Annotated in this window: 18 protein-coding genes and 2 pseudogenes; 9 read left to right on the top strand and 11 right to left on the bottom strand. The window is 62.3% G+C overall.

Annotated elements, in window-relative coordinates; genetic code table 11:
• The first annotated feature begins 265 nt into the window (after positions 1 to 265).
• The gene (gene rdgC / locus BLX42_RS05920; protein WP_046787424.1) at positions 266 to 1,186 is read left to right on the top strand and encodes a recombination-associated protein RdgC; all 921 of its coding nucleotides are present in this window, start codon (positions 266 to 268) and stop codon (positions 1,184 to 1,186) included.
• Positions 1,187 to 1,368: 182 nt separating this feature from the next.
• A complete protein-coding gene (sugE, locus tag BLX42_RS05915; protein WP_161871349.1) occupies positions 1,369 to 1,686 on the top strand; it encodes a quaternary ammonium compound efflux SMR transporter SugE in 318 nt (105 codons plus the stop codon).
• A 10-nt stretch (positions 1,687 to 1,696) separates the two neighbouring features.
• Here the strand turns inward: sugE and BLX42_RS05910 are convergent, their stop codons facing one another.
• Positions 1,697 to 3,574 carry a 1-acyl-sn-glycerol-3-phosphate acyltransferase gene (locus BLX42_RS05910; protein ID WP_161871348.1) on the bottom strand — a complete coding sequence of 626 codons (1,878 nt, stop codon included), beginning with the start codon at positions 3,572 to 3,574 and terminating at the stop codon, positions 1,697 to 1,699.
• Between the two features lie 198 nt (positions 3,575 to 3,772).
• On the opposite strand from BLX42_RS05910, the pseudogene BLX42_RS27155 reads away from it, so the two are divergent.
• Positions 3,773 to 4,906, top strand: a pseudogene (locus BLX42_RS27155) (methyl-accepting chemotaxis protein); the annotation flags it as partial.
• Positions 4,898 to 5,761 carry a methyl-accepting chemotaxis protein gene (locus tag BLX42_RS27150; protein WP_371926624.1) on the top strand — a complete coding sequence of 288 codons (864 nt, stop codon included), beginning with the start codon at positions 4,898 to 4,900 and terminating at the stop codon, positions 5,759 to 5,761. The pseudogene BLX42_RS27155 and the gene BLX42_RS27150, both read left to right, overlap by 9 nt.
• A 65-nt stretch (positions 5,762 to 5,826) precedes the next feature.
• Here the strand turns inward: BLX42_RS27150 and BLX42_RS05900 are convergent, their stop codons facing one another.
• Both BLX42_RS05900 and BLX42_RS05895 read right to left on the bottom strand, forming a co-directional pair.
• On the bottom strand, positions 5,827 to 7,128 hold the full coding sequence (locus BLX42_RS05900) for an SLC13 family permease (protein WP_046787427.1): 1,302 nt from the start codon (positions 7,126 to 7,128) through the stop codon (positions 5,827 to 5,829).
• A 32-nt stretch (positions 7,129 to 7,160) separates the two neighbouring features.
• On the bottom strand, positions 7,161 to 7,994 hold the full coding sequence (locus tag BLX42_RS05895; RefSeq protein ID WP_161871346.1) for an amidohydrolase: 834 nt from the start codon (positions 7,992 to 7,994) through the stop codon (positions 7,161 to 7,163).
• A 166-nt stretch (positions 7,995 to 8,160) separates the two neighbouring features.
• Between BLX42_RS05895 and BLX42_RS05890 the strand changes: the two genes are divergently transcribed.
• Together BLX42_RS05890 and BLX42_RS05885 are read left to right on the top strand one after the other, a co-directional pair.
• A complete protein-coding gene (locus BLX42_RS05890) occupies positions 8,161 to 8,898 on the top strand; it encodes a GntR family transcriptional regulator (RefSeq protein ID WP_046787429.1) in 738 nt (245 codons plus the stop codon).
• Positions 8,899 to 9,052: 154 nt separating this feature from the next.
• On the top strand, positions 9,053 to 12,529 hold the full coding sequence (locus BLX42_RS05885; protein ID WP_125924953.1) for a hybrid sensor histidine kinase/response regulator: 3,477 nt from the start codon (positions 9,053 to 9,055) through the stop codon (positions 12,527 to 12,529).
• Here the strand turns inward: BLX42_RS05885 and rmuC are convergent.
• The gene (gene rmuC, locus BLX42_RS05880; protein WP_161871351.1) at positions 12,501 to 13,874 is read right to left on the bottom strand and encodes a DNA recombination protein RmuC; all 1,374 of its coding nucleotides are present in this window, start codon (positions 13,872 to 13,874) and stop codon (positions 12,501 to 12,503) included. The genes BLX42_RS05885 and rmuC overlap by 29 nt on opposite strands.
• 170 nt (positions 13,875 to 14,044) lie before the next feature.
• Positions 14,045 to 14,389: pseudogene (locus tag BLX42_RS05875) on the bottom strand (sel1 repeat family protein); the annotation flags it as partial.
• 953 nt (positions 14,390 to 15,342) lie between these two features.
• Here BLX42_RS05875 and BLX42_RS05870 point away from each other — a divergent pair.
• The 3 genes from BLX42_RS05870 to BLX42_RS05860 all read left to right on the top strand — a co-directional run bounded on the left by BLX42_RS05870 (position 15,343) and on the right by BLX42_RS05860 (position 17,710).
• The gene (locus tag BLX42_RS05870; RefSeq protein ID WP_012313162.1) at positions 15,343 to 15,567 is read left to right on the top strand and encodes a hypothetical protein; all 225 of its coding nucleotides are present in this window, start codon (positions 15,343 to 15,345) and stop codon (positions 15,565 to 15,567) included.
• A 248-nt stretch (positions 15,568 to 15,815) separates the two neighbouring features.
• A complete protein-coding gene (locus BLX42_RS05865; protein ID WP_012313161.1) occupies positions 15,816 to 16,298 on the top strand; it encodes a hypothetical protein in 483 nt (160 codons plus the stop codon).
• Positions 16,299 to 16,444: 146 nt separating this feature from the next.
• Positions 16,445 to 17,710, top strand: a complete 1,266-nt coding sequence (locus tag BLX42_RS05860) for an OmpP1/FadL family transporter (RefSeq protein ID WP_161871345.1) — start codon at positions 16,445 to 16,447, stop codon at positions 17,708 to 17,710.
• A 197-nt stretch (positions 17,711 to 17,907) separates the two neighbouring features.
• Here the strand turns inward: BLX42_RS05860 and BLX42_RS05855 are convergent, their stop codons facing one another.
• The 6 genes from BLX42_RS05855 to BLX42_RS05835 form a co-directional block, all read right to left on the bottom strand.
• Positions 17,908 to 18,459, bottom strand: a complete 552-nt coding sequence (locus tag BLX42_RS05855) for a glutathione peroxidase (protein ID WP_161871344.1) — start codon at positions 18,457 to 18,459, stop codon at positions 17,908 to 17,910.
• 46 nt (positions 18,460 to 18,505) lie between these two features.
• Complete coding sequence (locus BLX42_RS26820) at positions 18,506 to 18,628, bottom strand: hypothetical protein (protein ID WP_256345742.1); 123 nt, start codon at positions 18,626 to 18,628, stop codon at positions 18,506 to 18,508.
• The gene (locus BLX42_RS05850; protein WP_046787435.1) at positions 18,625 to 19,827 is read right to left on the bottom strand and encodes an MFS transporter; all 1,203 of its coding nucleotides are present in this window, start codon (positions 19,825 to 19,827) and stop codon (positions 18,625 to 18,627) included. The genes BLX42_RS26820 and BLX42_RS05850 overlap by 4 nt, the downstream gene beginning before the upstream one ends.
• A gap of 68 nt (positions 19,828 to 19,895) precedes the next feature.
• Entirely contained in the window at positions 19,896 to 21,017 is a 1,122-nt protein-coding gene (locus tag BLX42_RS05845; protein ID WP_161871350.1) for a glycoside hydrolase family 5 protein, read from the bottom strand.
• Between the two features lie 163 nt (positions 21,018 to 21,180).
• Positions 21,181 to 21,915, bottom strand: coding sequence for an adenosylcobinamide-GDP ribazoletransferase (locus tag BLX42_RS05840; RefSeq protein ID WP_046787437.1), 735 nt, complete (start codon positions 21,913 to 21,915; stop codon positions 21,181 to 21,183).
• Between the two features lies 1 nt (position 21,916).
• Positions 21,917 to 22,160: histidine phosphatase family protein (locus tag BLX42_RS05835; protein WP_178110723.1), on the bottom strand; the 244-nt coding region annotated here is incomplete at its 5' end.

The following is a 22,160-nucleotide window of genomic DNA, read 5'->3' as shown; positions in this document are numbered from 1 at the left end:
CCGACCCTCTGCTTGTAAGGCAGATGCTCTCCCGGCTGAGCTAATCACCCTTCGTCTCGGTGTGGCGCGCATTCTACGGAGGGAGCGCCACCCTGGCAAGCACATTTTTCAACTTTTCTAAAAAAAATTCTCAGGCCTTTCAAAGACCTAGCGCCGTCTACGGTTTCTTTCCTCTATATGGCTGCTGGCCCGATGACAGGGCTGGCCTGGAACGGCTGCACGGAGAATAATGCCCCCCTTATGCATTAAGGAGAGACTCACCCTCATGTGGTTCAAGAACCTGCTGACCTACCGCCTGACCCAGGATGTCCCGTTCGAGGCTGAAGCACTGGAGGCCGCCCTGGCCAGCAAGCCGGCCCGCCCCTGCGCCAGCCAGGAGCTGACCACTTATGGTTTCGTCGCGCCGTTCGGCAAAGGCGAAGACGCTCCCCTGGTGCACGTCAGTGGCGAGTTCCTGCTGATTGCCGCGCGCAAGGAAGAACGCATCCTGCCAAGCAGCGTCGTAAACGATGCTGTCAAAGAGAAGGTCGAAGAGATCGAGACCGAGCAGATGCGCAAGGTCTATAAAAAGGAACGCGACCAGATCAAGGACGAGATCATCCAGGCCTTCCTGCCGCGCGCGTTCATCCGCCGCTCGATGATCTTCGCCGCCATCGCCCCGCGCCTGGGCATGATCCTGGTCAACTCGGCCAGCGCCAAGCGCGCCGAAGACCTGCTGTCGACCCTGCGTGAGGTGATGGGCTCGCTGCCGGTGCGCCCTGCCACGGTCAAGATCGCACCGGCCGCGACCATGACCGACTGGGTCAAGTCGCAGCAGGCTGCCGAAGGTTTCTATGTGCTGGATGAATGCGAGTTGCGCGACACCGCCGAAGATGGCGGCATCGTGCGCTGCAAGCGCCAGGACCTGACCGGCGAGGAAATCCAGCTGCACCTGAGCACTGGCAAGGTGGTTACCCAGCTGGCCCTGGCCTGGCAGGACAAGCTGTCTTTCGTGCTCGACGACAAAATGGTGATCAAGCGCCTGAAGTTCGAAGAACTGCTGCAGGAGCAGGCCGAGCAGGATGGCGGCGATGAAGCGGCGCAGCAGTTCGATGCCAGCTTCCTGCTGATGATGATGACCTTCAGCGAATTCCTCCCGGTGCTGTTCGAAGCACTGGGCGGCGAAGAGATTCCGCAAGGGGTTTGACGCTTGGAGCTGCAAGCTGCAAGAAAAATCAAAGCGGTACCGCGGCGCCCAATACGACGCCGTACTGCTTGCAGCTTGCAGCTTGCAGCTGCACTATCATGCCCACGGTGAGGACGACCTCACGACGCACCGCGTGACCATTACGGGGACGGCCCCATCATTCAAACGATGGAGACTCACTCATGTCCTGGATCATCCTGTTCTTCGCCGGCCTGTTCGAAGTCGGCTGGGCTGTCGGCCTCAAATACACCGACGGCTTCACCCGCCCGCTTCCCACCGTGCTAACCGTCGGCGCCATGGTCATCAGCCTGGGCCTGCTGGGCCTAGCCATGAGAGAGCTGCCGCTGGGCACCGCCTATGCCATCTGGACCGGCGTGGGTGCCGTCGGCACAGTGATCGCCGGGATCATCCTGTTCGGTGAATCCATGGCCCTGGTGCGGCTGGTCAGTGTGGCGCTGATCGTTACCGGCCTGATCGGCCTGAAAGTCAGCGCCAGCTGACGGCTTATGCCTAACGCAGGTCGCCGCGCAAGCGGCTGACCTGCTCGCGCAGCAACTCAGGCTGCGCCACCTCCACCGGGATGGAAGCACCGGCGACGATGGTCACCCGCGACCACAAGCGCTTGAAGAACCCCTTGCCCGGATCGCGGCTGAAGAAACTGCCCCACAGCCCCTGCAGCGCCAGTGGAATCACCGGCACCGGCGTTTCTTCGAGAATGCGGCTGACACCACCGCGGAACACATCGATCTCGCCATCGCCGGTCAACTTGCCTTCCGGGAAAATGCACACCACCTCCCCCGCCGCCAGGTACTCGGCGATACGGGCGAACGCGCGTTCGTAAGTGGCCTGGTCTTCATTGCGCCCGGCAATCGGGATGGCACCTGCGGTGCGGAACACGAAATTGAGCACCGGCAGGTTGTAGATCTTGTAGTACATCACGAACCGGATCGGGCGGCGGATCGCCCCGCCGAGCAGCAGCGCGTCCACGAATGACACATGGTTGCACACCAGCAGCGCTGCGCCTTCGTCGGGGATGCGCTCGAGGCCGCGATGCTCCACGCGGTACATCGAGTGGCTCAACAGCCAGATCAAAAAGCGCATGGTGAACTCGGGCACGATCCTGAAGATGTAAGCGTTGACCAGGATATTGAGCAGCGACACCACCAGGAACAGCTGCGGGATGCTCAGGTCCGCAAGGCCCAGCAGGACGATGGTGAGGATGGCCGACACCACCATGAACAAGGCATTGAGAATATTGTTGGCCGCGATCACCCGGGCGCGCTGGCCCTCGGCGGTGCGCGCCTGGATCAGCGCGTACAGCGGCACGATATAGAAGCCGCCGAATACCCCAAGGCCGACGATCGACACCAGGATCCACCAGGCCTGGCTCATGCCCAGCAGTGCCAGCCAGTCGTGCGGCGCTGCGCCGGCCGGCACATCACCGGAGTGCCACCACCAGAGCAGCCCGAACAGCGTCAGGCCAAACGAGCCGAAAGGCACCAGGCCAATCTCGACCTTGCGCCCACTGAGCCGCTCACACAATAACGAGCCCAAGGCGATACCCACCGAGAACAGGGTCAGCACCAAGGTCACCACCGTGCCGTCACCATGCAGCCAGTCCTTGGCGTAGGCCGGGATCTGGGTCAGGTAGATGGCGCCGACGAACCAGAACCACGAGTTGCCGACGATCGAACGCGACACCGCGGGCGGTTGCCCCAACCCCATGCGCAGGATCACCCACGACTGCTTGAAGATGTTCCAGTCCAGTGGCATTTGCGGTGATACGGCCGCCGCACGCGGGACCCAGCGGCTGGCCAGGTAGCCCAGCACTGCGGTGCCCACCACCCCGCCCGCCACCACCGTGGCGTAGCTGTCGCTGGCCATCATCACCCCGGCGCCAATGGTGCCGGCGAGAATGGCGAGGAAGGTGCCCATCTCCACCAGGCCGTTGCCACCCACCAACTCTTCTTCACGCAGCGCCTGGGGCAGGATCGAATACTTCACCGGGCCGAACAGCGCCGACTGGGTGCCCATGCAGAACAGCGCCACCAGCATCAGCAGCAGGTTATCGCTGACGAAGCCGAGCGCGCCGATGGCCATGATGGCAATTTCGGCCAGCTTGATCGCGCGGATCAAGGCGTCCTTGGCGAACTTCTCGCCAAACTGCCCGCCCAGTGCCGAAAACAGGAAGAACGGCAGGATGAACAGCAGCGCGCAAAGGTTGACCCAGATCGAGCGGTCCCCGTCGCCAAGGCTGAGCTTGAACAGGATCGCCAGGATCAGCGACTGCTTGAACAGGTTGTCGTTGAAGGCACCCAGCGACTGGGTGATGAAAAACGGCAGGAAGCGCCGCTTGCCGAGCAAGGTGAATTGCGAGGAATGACTCATCGTCCTTGTTCCCTGAGGGGCTTTTGTCATTTGAGGCGCGCAGGCCGCGATAAGCCACAAATTTGCACGCGAACGCCTGCTGCTGGCAAGCCAGGCACGTCGGGCACAGCGCCCGCGGCGCCGCATGATGGCATTTTGACGCCAATCTTCTTGCTATCAGCGTTCAGATTTTGTTACATCTGCCGATTAAACATATAGATGACTGTATCTACCAGAAGGAACGGACCTCCGGTCTCCTCCAACGCACAAGAAAAGGAGCTCAGCAGCATGCTTACCTGGATAGGCGACCTCAGGATCGCCCACAAACTCTTCCTCGGTTTCGGCCTGGTGCTGGGCCTGACCTTGCTCCAGTCGCTGATCAGCTGGGAAGGCATGGGCAGCCTGGTACGCCGCAGCGAGGTGGTCAGTGAGGTGTCGCGCCTCAACGATGCCTTGGGCGACCTGCGTGAGGCGCGCCTGCGCCACGCCATCGCCAATGGCGCAGAAAACGAAGGCAAGGCGTTGCAGGGCGCGCTTGAAGCGTTCCAGACGCCGCTGGCGAAGCTGCGTGGGACCTTGGTCAAGCCACAGAGCCTGGCGCTGGTCGACAAGGCAGAGCAGACCCTTCGCGGGTATGCCGCCAACCAGGCGCAGAGCTTCCAGTCGTACCAGAAAATGCGCGCGGCACAAAAGGAAATGGGCGCCCTCGCCACCCGTTCGTTCGCCAGCATTGAGACCATTCGCACCCAGGTACGCGCCCTGCCCGATGCCGAGCAACGCGTTGTACGCAGCGAAGCGATCAACCAGATCCGCGAGAACCTGATCCTGCTCCGCTACCACGTACGCGGCTACACCGGTAACACCAACGCCGACACCGAAAAACTGATGAACGCACAGATCGCCACCACGGTGAACGAGTTGCCAGGCCTGGTGGCGCGTTTCAATGGCAGCTTCGACGCACAGTTCGCCACCCTGAACCAACAGGTTCGCGCCTATGCCGAGGCGGTCGAAGCTTTCCGTGGAGAAGTGAGCAAGCTGGTCGCGTGCCGCAACGCCATGGCCAGCGACATAAACACACTCACAGGCCTGATCGGTGAACTGCTCGACGCCCAGGCGGTATCGGTGGTCAGCGACAGCCAGTTCGCCAAGAACCTGCAGATCTTCACCACGCTGCTGGCGCTGCTCATGGGCATCTTTGCCGCGCTCATCATCGCCCGCCAGATCAGCGCGCCGCTGCAGCAGGCCTTGCGTGCCATGCAGCAGGTAGCCGCCGGAAACCTCAGCGAGCAACCGGCCAGCCGCCGCCGCGACGAAGTCGGCCAGTTGCAAAATGCCTTGCAGGGCATGACCGGCAACCTGCGCGACTTGATCGCGCAGGTGCGCGACGGTATTTCGCAGATTGCCAGTGCCACTGAAGAACTGTCGGCCATCACCGAGCAGACCAGCGCCGGCGCCAGCAGCCAGAAAGTGGAAACCGATCAGGTTGCCACGGCCATGCAGGAAATGGCCGCCACCGTGCATGAAGTGGCGCGCAACGCCGGTGAGGCCTCGCAGGCCGCCAGTGCCACGGACGAGGAAGCACGCGAAGGCGAAAGTGTGGCCAACCGCGCCGTCGCGCAGATCGGCCGGCTGGCCAACCAGGTGGACGCCACTGGCCAAGCCATGGGTGCGCTACGCAACGAGAGCCAGCGTATCGGCAAGGTCATGGACGTTATCAAGGCAGTGGCGGAGCAGACCAACCTGCTGGCGCTCAATGCCGCGATCGAAGCAGCACGCGCTGGTGAGGCTGGCCGTGGCTTTGCCGTGGTGGCCGATGAAGTGCGCAGCCTGGCGCAGCGTACCCAGGCGTCGACCCTGGAAATCGAGTCGGCCATCGGTAGCCTGGAAGAAGGCACCCGCTCAGTGAGCGAACTGATGGACGAAAGCCAGAGCCTGACCCAGAGCAGCGTGGCGCTGGTGCGTGAAGCCGGGGTGGCGCTGGAAGGCATAACCCAACGCGTTTCGGGGATTCAATCGATGAACCAGCAGATTGCTGCGGCTTCCGAGCAGCAGAGCGCGGTGGCCGAAGAGATCAGCCGTAGCGTGGTGACAGTGAGGGATATTTCCGAGCAGACGGCGCAGGCCAGCCAGCAGACGTCCGCTTCCAGTGTCGAGCTGGCGCGCCTGGGTGGGCAGTTGCAGCAGATGATCAGCCGGTTCCGGTTCTAGTCACAGCAACGACAGGCATGAAAAAACCGCAGCCAGGCTGCGGTTTTTTTTCATGCTTTTGAACGTCAGAGCACGAAGGTCAGCAGCACATTGAACGCCAGCGCCGCCACGAAGCCGATGGGCGCCGCCTTGAACAGCAACTGCGGGAACAACGAAGCGCGGCTCTTCTCGTTGCTGCAGGAGCCCAGAATCAGGCTGCCGCCGGAGGAAAACGGCGAGATGGAAGTGGCTTGGGCACCCGCAACGATGGCAATGAACAGGATCATGGGCTCGATACCCATGTTCTGTGCAATCGGCAGCACCATGGGGAACAGCGCCGGCGTCACGACGCCCAAGGTGCTGGAGAAGATGGACATGAATGCCGCCACCGCACCGAATACCACCGGCACCATGATTGGCGGGATGCTGGTGCCGATCCAGGAGGCGAGAATGTCGATGGTGCCGGCCTTGATCGCCACGGAAATCAGCATGCCCACACCACAGATCATGATCAGCGTGCCCCAGGGCACGGTCGCCATGGCCTTGCGTTCGTCACCGAGCTTGAGCAACAGGGCGATCACCGAGAACAGGCTGGCGATCAGGCCGATATCCACCTTGGCGTTGATGAAGGCTACCGTGGCATTGCCCGGCAGGGCGATGCTGGCCACCGGCGCAGCCAGCACCATCAGCATCATCGCCAGTGTCAACCACAACGTGGTTCGCTGCTGGCTGTTGAGCGCCGCTGGCGCCTCGACAGCAACGGCCGAAGCCTTCAACGCGCGGCCATGGCCGGTGAGGAAGACGAATACCCCGATCACCAGCAATGGGATGACCAAGGTGCTGACGAAGATACCGGCCGCGTTGATGAACGCCTGGTTGTCGCTCACGCCGGCATTGGTCATCAGCCCGCGGAAGATGATGCCGCTCTGGCTGGACATGAAGTTGGCCCCGCTGAGCGCGCCATAGTTCACGGCCATGCCGCCGACGATCAGGCTCATGCGGGTACGCTCGCACAGCAGCAGGGTAATCGGCGCCATGAACGCCAGCACGGTGTAGTACCCCGCCCCCATCGCGGCGATCACGGTGGCGGCGAAGAACACGGCGAACGGCAGCAACTGCGGCACTGCCCGGCAGCGGTAGATAAGGTGCTCGGCCAGCTTCTCCAAGGTGCCATTGACCGTGGCGAAGCTGTAGAACAGGCAGACCGAGAAGATCACGAAGAAGATCTTGAGCGGCCACAGGCCGATGACCTCCGAAGGGCTCAGGCCCATGCCGAAACAACCGATCAGATAGGCAAAGGCGATGGCGAAAAGGCCGATGTTGATCTTGGTCTTGTAACCGAGGGCCACGGCGACGACGATGGCCGCGACGACGAGCATGCTCATCATGTTGAAAGTGTCCTGTTGTTATTGTGTAAGTATCAGCGCGAACGGTCGAAGCCGAACAGCTTCGCCGGGTTGAGTCTCAGCACCTGGGCACGCTCGCACGCATCGGGGAGCAGCGCTTCGAAGAAGGCATACTGATCGGCGTAGCTGGTCTGGCGTTCGAACTGGGTATTGGGCCAGTCGCTACCCCACAGCAAGCGCTCCAGGCCACCCGCCGCTTGCCGTATCTGCGCCAGAAGTACCTGCGCTTTGGCCAGATCGGTCTGGCTGCGATACCCGGCAGACAGCTTCAGCCACAGCTTCGGTTCGCTGAGCAGGTGAAGGAAAGTGCGGTGGCTGTCCTTTCGCGGGTCGATCCCTTCGCCAGGCAGACCAAAATGATCGACCACCACATCCACGCCACAGGCGAGGATCGCCGGCACGATCAATGCCAGGTCATCGAAACCACGCTGGATTTCCACCTGCCAGCCGCGCGCAGCCAGGCGTTTGAACAATGCGGTCCACTCGGGCCCGGCATAGTCTGCCAGGTGCTTGCCGATCAGGTTCAGGCGGATGCCGACCACGCCAACGTCAGCCAGCGCATCCAGCTGCTGATCGCTGACCGTCGCATCGACGACCGCCACTGCGCGCAGGCGCTCTGGAAAGCGGCGCAGGGCCTGGACCATGAAGCTGTTGTCGGTGCCCAGGAAACTGGGCTGGATCAGTACGCCATGGGACAGGCCATGCTGATCCAGGTGAGCAAGGTACTGCTCGATCAGCGCATCGTAGTCCGGGCTGTAGCGACGGTTGGCCACCATCGGCAGGTCTTGGCGAAAGATATGGGCATGGGTATCGACGCCGGTGATGGCGGGCAGATAGGGGTTGGTCATGAAGCGAACCCTGGTCGATTGTTATGGCAGCTGAAGCGCTGTGTTTTTATACAAACATGCAGTCATATATATGAATATATGACCATATCTTCAGTCGACCGACTCTGTCAATCGAGCCCCGGGTGGTAAAGTAGCGCCAACTCGTCAGCCATGGACCCTTCGCACAATGAGTAACGGGATACTCGGACAAGACCCGCGCCTACCGCTTTATCAGCAAGTACGGGAAGAAATCCTCGCCAGGATCGCCGCCGGGCAGTGGCTACCCGGGGCACCGATCCCTACTGAAACGGAGCTGACCCGCCTCTACGGTGTCGCCATCGGCACTGTGCGCAAGGCGGTCGACACCTTGGTCAATGAAGGCCTGCTGTTGCGCAGCCAGGGCCGCGGCACCTTCGTGCGGCGCCCTGACTTCGAGGGTTCACTGTTTCGGTTTTTCCGACAGGTGGATTCGACCGGCCAGCGCCTGGTGCCGATCAGCCGCATACTGGACAAGCAGTTGCGCGAGCCGCCGGCTGAAGTCAGCAAAGCCCTTGGGCTGGGCGACGCAGAACAGGTCATCTGGCTCGAGCGCCTGCGCCTGGTAGATGGCCGCCCGCTGTTTCATGAGCAGATCTGGCTACCGGCTGCGCGTTTCATGGCCCTGCTGGATATCGATGCAGAGGCCTTCGGCGACCTGCTCTACCCTTTCTACGAGTCCCACTGTGGCCAGTGCGTAGCCTCGGCCAAGGAAACACTGACAGTCGGTACGGCCGATGCCGCCAGTGCCCGCCACCTGGCAATCGAAGAAGGTGCGCCGGTGGTGATAATCCAGCGCACGGCCCTGGGTTACGACCGCAACCCGCTGGAGTACCGCGTGTCCCAGGCAGCAGCAGAAGGCTTCCGCTACCAGATCGACATTTCCTGAGGCGATGGCGGGCATTGCCGGGCACCGGCACAGGCTGATGTGCCCGGCCCTGCGACGACACGCCACTGCGACCATCGTCGGCGCTGACGAACCTGTGCCTGCGTGCCAGACTGACTGATCGGGACCGCGTTACTTTTTTTGCTCCGGAGTCTTCATGTCGTTGTCCAGCGGGCTGATCGCCCTGGTCGCCCTGGCCTACATGGCCGTCATGTTCGCCATCGCCTTCTACGGCGACCGCCGCAGCACACCATTGCCGCCGCGGCTGCGCGCCTGGGTGTACAGCCTGTCCCTGGCGGTGTACTGCACCAGCTGGACTTTCTTCGGTGCGGTCGGCCAGGCGGCCGAGCAGCTTTGGGCGTTCCTGCCGATCTACCTGGGCCCGATCCTGCTGCTGATCTTCGCACCCTGGGTGCTGCAGAAGATGGTGCTGATCAGCAAGCAGCAGAACATCACCTCGATCGCCGACTTCATCGCTGCGCGCTACGGCAAGTCGCAGACCCTGGCCGTGGTGGTGGCGTTGATCTGCCTGGTCGGGGTGCTGCCCTACATCGCCTTGCAGCTCAAAGGCATCGTGCTCGGTGTCAACCTGCTGATCGGCGCGAATGCCGACGCCACCGGCACCCGTGTGCAGGACACCGCGCTGGTGGTGTCGCTGGTACTGGCGCTGTTCGCCATCGTTTTTGGCACGCGCAGCCTCGACGTGACCGAACACCACCGCGGCATGGTCCTGGCCATCGCGTTCGAGTCGCTGATCAAGCTGCTGGCCTTTCTCGCCGTCGGCGTGTTCGTGGTGTTCAACCTGTACGACGGGTTTGACGACCTGTTCACCCAGGCACGCCAGTCGGTGCTGCTGGACAGCTACTGGCAGGAGACGATCAACTGGCCATCGATGGTCGTGCAGACCGCCGTGGCGATGATGGCGATCATCTGCCTGCCCCGGCAGTTCCACGTGACCGTGGTGGAAAACATCGAGCCGCAGGACATGCGCCTGGCGCGCTGGGTGTTCCCGATGTACCTGGCCCTGGCCGCACTGTTCGTGGTGCCCATTGCCTTGGCCGGGCAAATGCTGCTGCCAGGCACGGTGATTTCCGATTCCTTCGTGATCAGCCTGCCGCTGGCCGAAGCGCACCCGAGCCTGGCCTTGCTGGCCTTCATCGGCGGTGCCTCGGCCGCCACCGGCATGGTCATCGTCGAGGCCGTGGCGTTGTCGACCATGGTCTCCAACGACATGCTGCTGCCGTGGCTGTTGCGCCGCAATAACGCAGAGCGGCCTTTCGAGGTGTTCCGCCACTGGATGCTGTCGGTGCGCCGGGTGACCATCGTGGTCATCCTGCTGCTGGCCTATGTCAGCTATCGCCTGCTTGGCTCTACCGCAAGCCTTGCAACCATCGGCCAGATTGCTTTCGCCGCGGTGACCCAACTCACCCCAGCCATGCTCGGTGCGCTGTACTGGAAGCAAGCCAACCGCCGTGGCGTGTTCGCCGGCCTCGCTGCGGGTATATTCCTGTGGTTCTACACCCTGGTGCTGCCGATCGCCGCCCACAGCCTGGGCTGGTCGCTGCAGCTGTTCCCGGGCCTGGCGTGGCTGCACGGCAACCCGCTGGGCCTGCCGATCACGCCGCTCACCCAGGGCGTGGTGCTGTCACTGGCGGGCAACTTCACCTTGTTCGCCTGGGTCTCGATGCTGTCACGCACGCGCGTCTCGGAGCACTGGCAGGCCGGGCGCTTCATCGGCCAGCAGACCAGTGCCCGCCCCAACGGCAAACCGCTGCTGGCGGTGCAGATCGATGACCTGCTGACGCTGGCCTCGCGCTTTGTCGGTGAGGAACGTGCGCGGCAAAGCTTCATCCGCTTTGCCTATCGCCAGGGCAAAGGTTTCAACCCCAACCAGAACGCTGACGGCGACTGGATCGAACACACCGAGCGCCTGCTCGCCGGGGTGCTCGGCAGCTCCTCGACCCGCGCCGTGGTCAAGGCTGCCATCGAAGGCCGCGACATGCAGCTTGAAGACGTGGTGCGGATCGCCGACGAAGCCAGCGAAGTGCTGCAGTTCAACCGCGCGCTGCTGCAAGGCGCCATCGAGAACATCAACCAGGGCATCAGTGTGGTCGACCAGAACCTGCACCTGGTGGCCTGGAACCGCCGCTACCTGGAGCTGTTCAACTACCCCGACGGCTTGATCAGCGTCGGCCGGCCGATCGCCGACATCATCCGTTACAACGCCGAACGCGGCCTGTGCGGCCCGGGCGAGGCACAGGTGCATGTGGCGCGGCGCCTGCACTGGATGCGCCAAGGCCGTGCGCATTCCTCCGAGCGGCTGTTCCCCAATGGCCGGGTGATCGAACTGATCGGCAACCCGATGCCCGGGGGCGGCTTTGTGATGAGCTTCACCGACATCACCCCGTTCCGCGAGGCCGAACAGGCGTTGCGCGATGCCAACGAGCGCCTTGAACAGCGGGTGGCCGAACGCACCCACGAGCTGTCGCAACTCAACCAGGCCCTGTCGGAGGCCAAAAGCCAGGCCGAAGCGGTCAGCAAGTCCAAGACCCGCTTCCTGGCGGCGGTCAGCCATGACCTGATGCAACCGCTCAACGCCGCGCGGCTGTTCTCCGCCGCCTTGTCGCAGCAGGCCGGGGGCATGAACGACGAGGCCCAACAGTTGGTGCAGCACATGGACAGCTCGCTGCGTTCGGCCGAAGAGCTGATCAGCGACCTGCTGGATATCTCGCGCCTGGAAAACGGCAAGATCACCCCCGACATCAAGCCGTTTGCCCTGAATGAGCTGTTCGACACGCTGGGTGCGGAGTTCAAGGTCCTGGCCGCCGAGAAGGGGCTGGAGTTCCGCTTGCGCGGTAGCCGCCTGCGGATCGACAGTGACATGAGGCTGCTACGCCGGGTGCTGCAGAACTTCCTTACCAACGCCCTGCGCTACGGCAAGAGCCCGATCCTGCTGGGCGCCCGGCGCCAGGGCGAACGGCTGTGGCTGGAGGTGTGGGACCGCGGCCCGGGCATCGCCGACGACAAGCTGCAGGTCATCTTCCAGGAATTCAAGCGCCTGGACAGCCACCAGACCCGCGCCGAAAAGGGCCTGGGGCTGGGCCTGGCGATTGCCGATGGTCTGTGCCGGGTGCTCGGCCACACGCTGCAGGTGCGCTCATGGCCGGGCAAAGGCACCGTGTTCCGCGTCAACGTACCGATCGCCCGCCAGGCCGTAGCCGCGCCGAGCGCACCGGTGGAGCAAGCCAGCCAGCCGCTGGCCGGGCTGCAGGTGCTGTGCATCGACAACGAAGACAGCATCCTGATCGGCATGAACAGCCTGCTCAGCCGCTGGGGCTGCCAGGTGTGGACAGCGCGCAACCGCGCCGACTGCGAGGCGTTGCTGGCGCAGGGCATGCGCCCGCACCTGGCGCTGGTGGACTATCACCTGGATGACGGCGAAACCGGAACCGGGCTGATGGGCTGGCTACGCGCCCGCTTGGGCGAGCCCGTGCCTGGGGTGGTGATCAGCGCCGACGGCAGCAAGGAAACCTTGGCCACGGTGCATGCCGCAGGCCTCGATTACCTGGCCAAGCCGGTCAAGCCGGCGGCCTTGCGCGCGCTGCTCAATCGCCATCTGAGCCTGGTTCAGTAACCGCCTCGTCCGGCACCGTTTCATCCGTCAGTGCCCGCTCCAGCAAGTCGGCCGGCAGGCTCTTGCTGGCACGGGCGCCGAGCAGCTTGAGCTGCTCACTGCGGCTGACCAGGTTGCCACGCCCTTCACAGAGTTTGTTGCGCGCAGCGGCATAGGCCTTGTCGACCTGCTGCAGGCGATTGCCCAGCTCGTCCAGGTCCTGGATGAACAGCACGAACTTGTCATACAGCCAACCGGCCCGTTCGGCGATCTCGCGCGCGTTCTGCCCCTGGCGTTCTTGCTTCCACAGGCTGTCGATGACCCTCAGGGTGGCGAGCAAAGTGGTCGGGCTGACGATCACGATCTGCCGGTCGAAGGCCTCCTGGAACAGGTTCGGCTCGGCCTGCAGGGCAGCCGAGAACGCGGCCTCGATGGGCACGAACAACAGCACGAAATCCAGGCTGTGCAAGCCTTCCAGGCGGTTGTAGTCCTTGCTCGACAGGCCTTTGACGTGGCTGCGCAGCGACTGTACGTGCTGTTTGAGCGCGCTTTCATCATTGTTGCTGACATACTGCTGGTAGGCAGTGAGGCTGACCTTGGCATCGACCACCACCTGCCTGTCACCCGGCAGCATGATCAGTACGTCTGGCTGGAAGCGCTCACCATCGGCACTCTTGAGGCTGACCTGGGTCTGGTACTCGCGGCCTTTTTCCAGCCCGGCATGCTCGAGCACACGCTCGAGAATCAACTCACCCCAGTTGCCCTGGGTTTTCTGGCCCTTGAGCGCCTGGGTAAGGTTGGTGGCTTCGTCGGACAGGCGCAGGTTGAGTTGCTGCAGGCGCTCCAGTTCCTTGCCCAGGGAAAAACGCTCACGGGCTTCCTGCTGGTAGCTCTCCTCGACACGCTTTTCGAAGGCCTGGATGCGCTCCTTGAGCGGGTCGAGCAACTGGCCCAAGTGCTGCTGGCTGGTCTGTGCGAAACGCTGCTCGCGTTCGTCGAAGATTTTCGTGGCCAGGTCGGCGAACTGCGCACGCAGGGTATCGCGGGCTTCCTGCAGGTCTTCAAGGCGCTGCTGATGGCTGTCCTGCTGCTCACGCAGCTCAGCTTCCAGGCGTGCTGCCTGGGCCTCCAGGCGACGCTGTTCGGCTTCCCGGTTGACGCGTTCGAGGTGCCAGGCGTGGGCAGCGTCTCGGGCATTGTCGCGGTCAATCTGCAGCAGCTCGAGTTCGCGGCCCTGGGCGGCCAGTTGGGCCTGCTTGAGCGTGTTGGCTTCGCTGAGGTCACTGACCTCGTCCCGGCTGGCATCCAGTTGCGCCTGCAGGCCGGCCTGGGCCAGCAGGGCGCCATTGAGGCGTTCTTCGAGCAAGGCCCGCTCGCTTTGGCGGGCAGCCTGACGGCGCTGCACCTGCATGACCCAAACCAGGCAAGGCAAGGCGCCTGCCACCAAGCCCAGCACAATGCTGGTCAGATCCACTGCCATGCTTACCCCGAACAAGTCTGTCGCAAATGAGATGCAGCTTAACAGTCCGTTTGTTCCTGCGCCTGCCCCGGCTCACTGGCCTGGCAGAGCCGCGCGTACTCCAGTTGCGCAAGGCGGTCGCCGGCCCGCGCCGCCTGGCGCAGCAGTTCATGACCGATGCGCCTGTCACGGGAATTGCCGCAGTCGCGGCAGAGCATCTGCCCCAACCGGCTCTGGGCCACTACCACGCCCTCGCGAGCCGGCTGTTTGAGCAGGCGTCCGGCCAAGTGCTTGACCTGCGGCTTTTCGCCCAGGCGCGGGTTGTCCAGCAGCCATAGGGCCACTTTCAGTGAAAAGCGTTTGGACGAAGGGGCTGATGAAGTGACAGCGGGTTCGGTGGGGGATTTACCGCGAAATTTCATGACAAACAGAGAAGGCAATTCGAAAGGCGCGCCACTCTACCCTTTTTTTCATATCGTGACCTGAGGATTTTCTGCGCCCGGAAAAAAATTTCGATGATCTTTTCTTGACGTTTCCAAGTGGATGGCCGGCGGATCTGCAGCTGCCTGATGATTGTCGGACAGTTCCGTAATTTGCTGGCACTCCCGTCCTAGAGCAAGCGCTCGGGACAATCCACAGTTCCTGTGGATAACTCGGTGGACAACCCCCCAAACCACCCCGCAAACCCGCGTGAAACGGGGCTTCCAGTCAAACTGACGATTTTTTCACCAGCTAAAAATAGTGTTTTTTTTCATTGACTTAAGGTACCAGTCAAGGCATTGGCAGGCTTGGCGGGGGGTGTTGTCGAGCTGTTACAAGTCACGCCTCGAATGTGAACAAGTGCACCGAAAACCTGCATTTGAATGCACGAACTTGGTACATCCAGCCGGTTGTGCGCCATTTGCCCCCTCTTCACACAACGCAAAAGAAACGCCATACTGCTCGGCTCACCTTAAGACATGTGACAAAGCTTGCAAAGCACCTCAGCTTCCGGTAAGGTGCCCCTCGTTAGTACCAAGCTGAAAGTCAATTCTGGCCAGAAACGTCCTTGCAGGCCTGCTCCCCCCAAGAGCAACACTGCTGAAACCAGGACCGGCCCTTTCGATGATTCACTCACCAGCCTTGCGCTGTTCAGCACGAATCACGTGACAGATTGATCAGGATTCCATACCGACGGCCTAGAACCTTGGCCCCGGCATGCTGCCTGCCCTCTGAAGTACCTACCAGTCAGCCCAAGCGCCCACCTTATGATTGCGCCCCCTCTGGCTGCCCTGTTCCAGTCAGGTTCGTTCGTCCCTTAATAAAGGCGTCACTGGAACGTTTCTATCATGCACGGATCATAATCCCCGTGTTTAAAGCAGGAACATCCAACAATATGCAAACTCATCATCAAATTCAGGCTGCCATTGGCACCCTTTCCCAGGCCTTCTCGCCGTTGAAGTGCCTTATCACTGCCCCACGCAAGGGCAACTTCAGCTTCACCCTGGTGGACGAGCACGGCGTTGCCTGCCACACCGAACGCCTGTACCCAGAACAGTACAGCCGCTCGGAACCGCTGCAGGCCGTCATTGCCCGGACGCGCCAGTCGCTCACTGCGTGAGCGGCGAATACCGTAGCATTCAGCTGTTGAATGCAGTAAACGGTAAGCTACCTGATCGTTCTTGGCCTAATTGCCGCAGGGCATATAGCGCCGAACGTCAGGCAGCAATCGATTTAAAAACAGCCCTTTACACCACGATTATCACACTACACTTCAACTCGAGCGGTCCTTGCCGCTTCCGGCGGGCCTGATCACTCACCAGCTGCCAAGCTCCCACGCCCGTCGGCCCTTTACTGCTCGAGGGCATCATGGGTATTGCGGCGAATGAATTGTGTCAGTATGTGATTCGACCAACCTTGGTCTACCTCAATCGTCATTGCGCCAGTGCCGAAGCCCTTTTGCTGGGCATCGCGGCCAGCCAGTCGGCACTCGGTTCGGCGTTGCATGATCGCCGCGGCCACGGCCTGTACCGTATTGGCGAGCATCGCCATCGGGCGGTCTGGGACGATTTTCTTGCCCGTGACCCTGAGCTGGCCAGCCTGGTTCGCGGCCTGGCGAGCCAGCATGCCTTCCTGGGCGGCCCGCACCTGGAACTGGCAGTCAACCTGCGCTACTCCACCGCCATTGCCTGGATGCTCATCGAAGCACAAGCAACGCCCCTGCCTGCCGTTGACGACCTGCTAGGCCAGGCGCGAATCTGGCGCCAGATTTTTCACCCCCAAGGTCGTCTGCGCGACTTCACCCAGGCCTGGCATCTGTGTATTGCTCAGAAATTGCCACAGGCATCTTAAGAAACGTCCTACAGCATTGCCGGAAAAAATGGAATTTTGGTCGGATTGTCCTACAAAACCGCTCTATCTCCTGCGATACAGGCTATGGCGCGGCGCGTGAATTGTTGGTAGCTTTTCGCCCCGGAGATCCCAAGGAGTTTCTAATAATGAAAAAAGTAATGCTCAAAACCTCCCTCGGCTTGGCCGTGGCTTTCGCTTCCAGCCATCTGTTCGCTGCCGGCTTCGCCCTCAACGAACAGAGCATCAGCAGCATGGGGACAGGTTTCGCGGGACGTTCTTCTTCTGCCGAAGATGCCAGTACCGTGTTTGGCAACCCGGCAGGCATGTCACGCCTCAAGCGCGAACAATTCACCGTGGGCGGCGCAGCCGTCATCGCCAAAACCGATATATCGGGCCCTGGAAGCAACCTCGGGGGGGAAACCGATGGTGACATGGTGCCTGTGGTCGGCGTGCCGATGGGTTACTACGTCAAACCTATCGATGATCACTGGAGCGTCGGTTTCGGCGTTTATGTACCATTTGGCCTGGTAACCGACTACGGTAGCGACGATGCCGCGCGCTATTGGGGTAAAAAGAGCCACGTCGAAGTCATCACCTTCCAGCCCACCGTCAGCTACGCCTTCAACGATAAAGTTTCGATCGGTTTCGGCCCGACCATCAACCGCATCAAGGGCGAACTGGGCTCGAGCCTGATCAACCGGTTCACCCCGGGCAGCAACGACGGTGAAGTGAAGATCAAGGGCGACGATACCGCCGTCGGTTACAACATCGGTATCCTGGTGCAAGCCACCGACCGCACCCGCGTAGGCCTGACCTACCACTCCATGGTCGACTACAAGCTCGAAGGCAAGACCCGTGTCAGCACACCACTGATCGGCCCCTTCAACGGCGACAAGTTCGACGCCAGCCTGAAGATCAAGACACCGGAATCGGTCGACCTTTCGGTCACCCATGAGCTCGACGACCAATGGACCCTCTACGCGGGCAGCACCTGGACCCGCTGGAGCCGCCTGGAAGACATCACCGTGCAGAACGATGTTCCGGCACCGCTGGCAGGTTCGGCGTTCGAGACCATCAGCGAAGAGCAGAACTGGCATGACACCTGGGCCCACGCCATTGGCGCGTCCTACAAGGTGAACAAGGAGTGGGTGCTGCGCACCGGCTTTACCGTCGACCAGTCGCCAACTAACAACCACGACCGTTCACCGCGCATCCCGACCGGCGACCGCAAGGTGTTCAGCCTGGGTGCGGGCTGGAGCCCCAACGACGACATGACCATCGACGTGGCCTACTCCTACCTGTGGGAGGAAGACACCAAGGTCAACCAGGTCAGCGCCAGCAAAGGCAGCTACCAGGCCAAGTACGAGAACAGCGCTCACGGTGTGGGTGCCTCCCTCACCTACCGCTTCTGATACGTACGGCTGTGTGAACGCCGCCCTTGTGGCTGATGCCAGTCAGTTAGCTTTATCAGGGCTGCTACGCAGCCCATCGACGGCAAGCCAGCTCCCACAGGGGCCGCGCAGTTCTTGAAGCCTGCGCGGTACCTGTGCGAGCTGGCTTGCCGGCCATGGCTGCAAATCACAAGCAAAGCAAATACAAGAGCGCGGGGTTATGGCTGCGATGCAATCGCCTTCTCGATCGCCGCCTTGAACTCAGGATCATCCGGCTTGGTCAGGCTGGAGAAGTTGGCAATCACCTTGCCCTTGCGATCAACCACGTACTTGTAGAAATTCCACTTCGGAGCACTGCTTTGCTCCGCCAGCCCCACGAACAGCGGGATCGCATCTTTGCCCCGTACCGACTGGGTCTTGGTCATGGTGAACGTCACGCCATAATTGGCATAACAGACCTTGGCCGTCTTCTCGCTGTCGGCGTCTTCCTGCTTGAAATCGTTGGACGGCACACCGAGCATTTCCAACCCCTGCTCGTTGTACTCCTTGTAGGTACTCTCGAGCCCCTCGAACTGCGGCGCAAACCCGCAATAACTGGCCGTGTTGATCACCACCAACGGCTTGCCGCCAAAACGCTGGCAAAGGTCGACCTGACCCTTGCCACGCAACTCCGGCAGGCTGCCCTGCAGCAATGCCGGGCAATCCGCCGCCCCGGCAGAACCGGCAGCGAACATAGCCAGCAACGGCATCATCAACCCATATGCACGCATCAAAAGACTCCCCTGCAAAACGATCCTCGAACTTGCAGAGTAGCGCTTAACAAACGCCCATGCCCAGTTGCATGAGGGCCATGCCGCCCCGATGCCAGCCCCACCACGCCAGCACCAGCAGCAGTGCGGCCCCCAGGGCCAGCAACCCGCAAGCCAGGTAGCGGTTCATGCCGCCTGAGCCTGCAGACGGGCGACCGGGCGTTCACTCACCGGCCAGTTGAGCGCCGCTGCCAGCAGACTGAGCAGAATCGAGATCTGCCAGACCAGGTCGTAGTTGCCGGTACGGTCATACACCACACCACCCAGCCAGCCGCCGAGGAAGGCACCCAACTGATGGAACAGGAAGACGATGCCACCCAGCATCGACAGGTTACGCACACCGAACACAGTGGCCACGGTGCCGTTGGTCAACGGTACGGTCGATAGCCACAGCAAGCCCATGGCAATGCCGAACAGATAGGCGCTGAACTGGGTCACCGGTGCCCAGAGGAACAGCACGATCACCACCGCGCGCAACAGGTACAGCGCCGTGAGCAGGCGCGGCTTGGACATGCGCCCACCCAGCCAGCCCGCCGTGTAGGTACCTACGATGTTGAACAGCCCGACCAGCGCCAGCACGGTGGTACCGGTGGTTGCCGCCAGGTGCTGGTCGACCAGATAGGCCGGCAAGTGCACGCCGATGAACACCACCTGGAAGCCGCAGACGAAAAAGCCCAGCGCCAGCAGCCAGAAACCCGAGTGCGAGCAGGCTTCATGCAACGCCTGGCCCAACGTCTGTTCGCCACCGTAGGCAGGCAACGGGCGGTCACGCAGCAGCCCGACAAAGGGCACGATCAATGCCACCAGCAGGCCGAGCACCAGCAGCGCTGCAGACCAGCCCAGCCACTCGATGAGGCCCAGCGTGCCGGGCAGCATGGCAAACTGACCGAACGAGCCTGCTGCGCTGGCAATGCCCATGGCCATGCTGCGTTTTTCAGCCGGTACCGCCCGGCCGACCACGCCCAGAATGACCGAGAACGAGGTGCCGGACAGGCCGATACCAATCAGCAGGCCGGCACTGAGTGACAGCGACCAGGCCGAGTCGGCCGTACTCATCAGCAGCAAACCGGCGGCATACAAAATGCCGCCGATGATGACCACCCGCGCCGCGCCCAAGCGGTCGGCCAACGCGCCGGCAAACGGCTGCGCCAAGCCCCAGATCAGGTTCTGCAGGGCGATGGCGAACGCGAAAACCTCACGCCCCCAACCAAAATCGGCGCTCATCGGCGCCAGGAACAAGCCGAAGCCGTGCCGGACACCAAGGGACAACGCCAAGATCAACGCCGCCCCCGCCAGTACCCACCCGCTGGTTCGCCAAACCGAAGTCATTGTCGTTATCTCCAGCACATCGCAAAGTCATGCGGGTATATACCCGCACCCAGGATGTTGCAAGAAGCTCAGTGGCTTTCTGCAGTCAAACGCCGCCGGATCGGCTCGAATTCGTCAGTAGCGCTACGGGCCAGCGGGTCCGGTGCCCCCTTATCTATGGCTTGCCAATAGCGCCAAGGCACCTTGGCCGAACCCAGCTCATAGTCCATGCCATCCCAGCTGTCCTCACGGAAGCTGTAGAAGGCCCAGTGCAACTGGTTGCGATCAAGCACCCTGAGCACGTCCTCAAGATATTGCCTACAGCCCGGCAAGCGGCGCATGCAACCGAACTCGCCTACGACCAGGCGCTCACGCGGCACTTTGTTGGCCACCATCCACGCCAGTGGCTGCTCAAGGTATTGCTCTACCCGCTTGCCATCCCAGTGCCAGGCTTGCCCGGCAAAAGGTACCAGCCCTGGATAGCCATACGGCTTTTTGCGCGTCATGTTCGGCGCACTGGTAGCGGCAAAGGGCTCGTACATGTGAATGCTGTAAAGCAAACGCTGATCCTCGAGCGGCTCGGGCCAGTAGCTGAAGGCGTCAGCACCGGCGTACCAGCCAGCATCGAGCATGACCGGCGTGAGCGTATCCACCTCACGGATCGCCAGCAGCAGTTGCCGATAGAACGCCGGCAGATCACGTGCGCCGCCCTTTTCGCGCGCATACCACTGCTGCATGTGCGGCGCGGGCGCATGCTCGGCAAGGCCGCCCTCACGCTCCGGTGCCGGTTCGTTGATCAGGTTGTAGGCGGCTATGGCCGGGTGGCCCTTGAGCTCGCGCGCCAGGTCACGCCAGAAATCGGCCGCCTGGGCCCAGTACTGCTTGTCTTGCCACAGGCGGTCATCGAACTGGCCCTGGTTGTTTTGCGACCAGCGCATGCCCGGCAGGGACAGAGGGGCAATCACTACCTTGAGGCCAGCCTGATGCGCACGATCAAGTGTAGCGCGCAGTGTCTGGAGGTCGGTTTCGGGCAAGCCCCGATAGTGGTCGGCGCTACCCAGCAGAAAATCGCGCTGCGCAGGTTGCCATTTGTCATAGGAAAGCCGCACCCAGGTGGCGCCATAACCGCGCAAAGCGTCGAAGTAGGCCTGGTCGGGTGGCAGGCGGTTGAAGCTGTTACCACCGTGGCGCGGGGTGTTCCAGAAGTCCATGAGGTCGGCGGCACAGGCCGGCGACAGGACAAAGGTGAGCAAGCTGGCAAGGATCCAGTGCCACATGGGGCCTCCTTGGCCTGTTGAAAAAACCGAGGATACCCGTTCCGACCCGCGAAGCATTTGCCGATGTATTGCCGGGAATTGCACGCGGCAGGCGCAGCTACATCCCCAAGGCAAGCCCCAGCACCACGGCCAGCTCCAGCAACTCCAGCATTGCCCCCGCCGTATCGCCGGTGGTCCCGCCCAAGCGCTGGCACATCAGCCGTCGTAACCAGCAGAACACCGCAAACGCCAGCAGGACCGCCCAGAGCGCGCTCCAGCCACCGAGCAGCAGGCAGAACAGCAAGCTGCCCAACAGCACCCAGCGCGCCATGCGCCGCGGCAGGTGCTCGGCCAGCGCCTGCCCAAGCCCGCCTGGGCGCACGTACGGCGTGCGCAGGAACAGCCCCAGCATCGCTGCCCGCCCGATCACAGGTGCCAGCACCAGCAGCGCACCGGCGCCGCGCTCGACAAGTACCCAAAGCGCACAGAACTTCAGCAACAACACCAGCACCAGGGTGACCACGGCAATCGGCCCGCTGCGCGGATCCTTCATGATCTTGAGCGTGCGCTCGCGATCGCCGAACCCACCCAGCCACGCGTCAGCACTGTCTGCCAGGCCGTCCAGGTGCAGCGCACCGCTGAGCAATACCCACAGCGTCAACAGCAACGCCGCGTGCAAAGGCGCCGGCGCGCCTTGCAACAGATGACTGGCAAGCCACAGCAGCAGACCGAACAGCAAACCGACCAGCGGATAGCACAGCAGCGAGCGCCCCACCTCACGTGGTTCGGGCATACCGGGCAAGCTTACCGGCAGGCTGCTGAGAAACTGCAGGGCAATCCATAAAGGCAGCATCTCAGTGCACCTCGGCCAGTTGGCCGTCTTCGCCCAGGCTCAGACGTACAAGCGCGCCGTGGCCCACCTCCACCTGCAGCAACTGCTCCTTGGGCAAACCGCGCGCGCGCGCCAGCAGCAGGCGCATGACGCCACCGTGGGTGACCAGCAACACCCGCTTGCCGGCATGCTGCTGGTGCAGGCGGGCGACAGCACCCAGCACCCGCTCAGCGAAGGCACTGACGGCCTCACCGGCGGGCGGCGTG

Origin of the sequence: Pseudomonas sp. SG-MS2 (assembly GCF_009933855.1) — a bacterium.
Lineage (GTDB): Bacteria > Pseudomonadota > Gammaproteobacteria > Pseudomonadales > Pseudomonadaceae > Aquipseudomonas > Aquipseudomonas putida_E.
Note: the sequence above shows the minus strand (reverse complement) of the source record. Positions and strands in the feature narration are given on the sequence as shown.

Bases quoted from the DNA above. Each gene is read 5' to 3' on its own strand.
- BLX42_RS05855 (WP_161871344.1), bottom strand. From the start codon at position 18,459: ATGCGTGCATATGGGTTGATGATGCCGTTGCTGGCTATGTTCGCTGCC.
- BLX42_RS05850 (WP_046787435.1), bottom strand. From the start codon at position 19,827: ATGACTTCGGTTTGGCGAACCAGCGGGTGGGTACTGGCGGGGGCGGCG.
- BLX42_RS05885 (WP_125924953.1), top strand. From the start codon at position 9,053: ATGTCGTTGTCCAGCGGGCTGATCGCCCTGGTCGCCCTGGCCTACATG.
- sugE (WP_161871349.1), top strand. From the start codon at position 1,369: ATGTCCTGGATCATCCTGTTCTTCGCCGGCCTGTTCGAAGTCGGCTGG.
- BLX42_RS05895 (WP_161871346.1), bottom strand. From the start codon at position 7,994: ATGACCAACCCCTATCTGCCCGCCATCACCGGCGTCGATACCCATGCC.
- BLX42_RS27150 (WP_371926624.1), top strand. From the start codon at position 4,898: ATGACCGGCAACCTGCGCGACTTGATCGCGCAGGTGCGCGACGGTATT.
- rdgC (WP_046787424.1), top strand. From the start codon at position 266: ATGTGGTTCAAGAACCTGCTGACCTACCGCCTGACCCAGGATGTCCCG.
- BLX42_RS05910 (WP_161871348.1), bottom strand. From the start codon at position 3,574: ATGAGTCATTCCTCGCAATTCACCTTGCTCGGCAAGCGGCGCTTCCTG.
- BLX42_RS05845 (WP_161871350.1), bottom strand. From the start codon at position 21,017: ATGGACTTCTGGAACACCCCGCGCCACGGTGGTAACAGCTTCAACCGC.
- BLX42_RS26820 (WP_256345742.1), bottom strand. From the start codon at position 18,628: ATGAACCGCTACCTGGCTTGCGGGTTGCTGGCCCTGGGGGCCGCACTG.
- BLX42_RS05870 (WP_012313162.1), top strand. From the start codon at position 15,343: ATGCAAACTCATCATCAAATTCAGGCTGCCATTGGCACCCTTTCCCAG.
- BLX42_RS05865 (WP_012313161.1), top strand. From the start codon at position 15,816: ATGGGTATTGCGGCGAATGAATTGTGTCAGTATGTGATTCGACCAACC.
- BLX42_RS05860 (WP_161871345.1), top strand. From the start codon at position 16,445: ATGAAAAAAGTAATGCTCAAAACCTCCCTCGGCTTGGCCGTGGCTTTC.
- BLX42_RS05890 (WP_046787429.1), top strand. From the start codon at position 8,161: ATGAGTAACGGGATACTCGGACAAGACCCGCGCCTACCGCTTTATCAG.
- BLX42_RS05900 (WP_046787427.1), bottom strand. From the start codon at position 7,128: ATGATGAGCATGCTCGTCGTCGCGGCCATCGTCGTCGCCGTGGCCCTC.
- BLX42_RS05840 (WP_046787437.1), bottom strand. From the start codon at position 21,915: ATGCTGCCTTTATGGATTGCCCTGCAGTTTCTCAGCAGCCTGCCGGTA.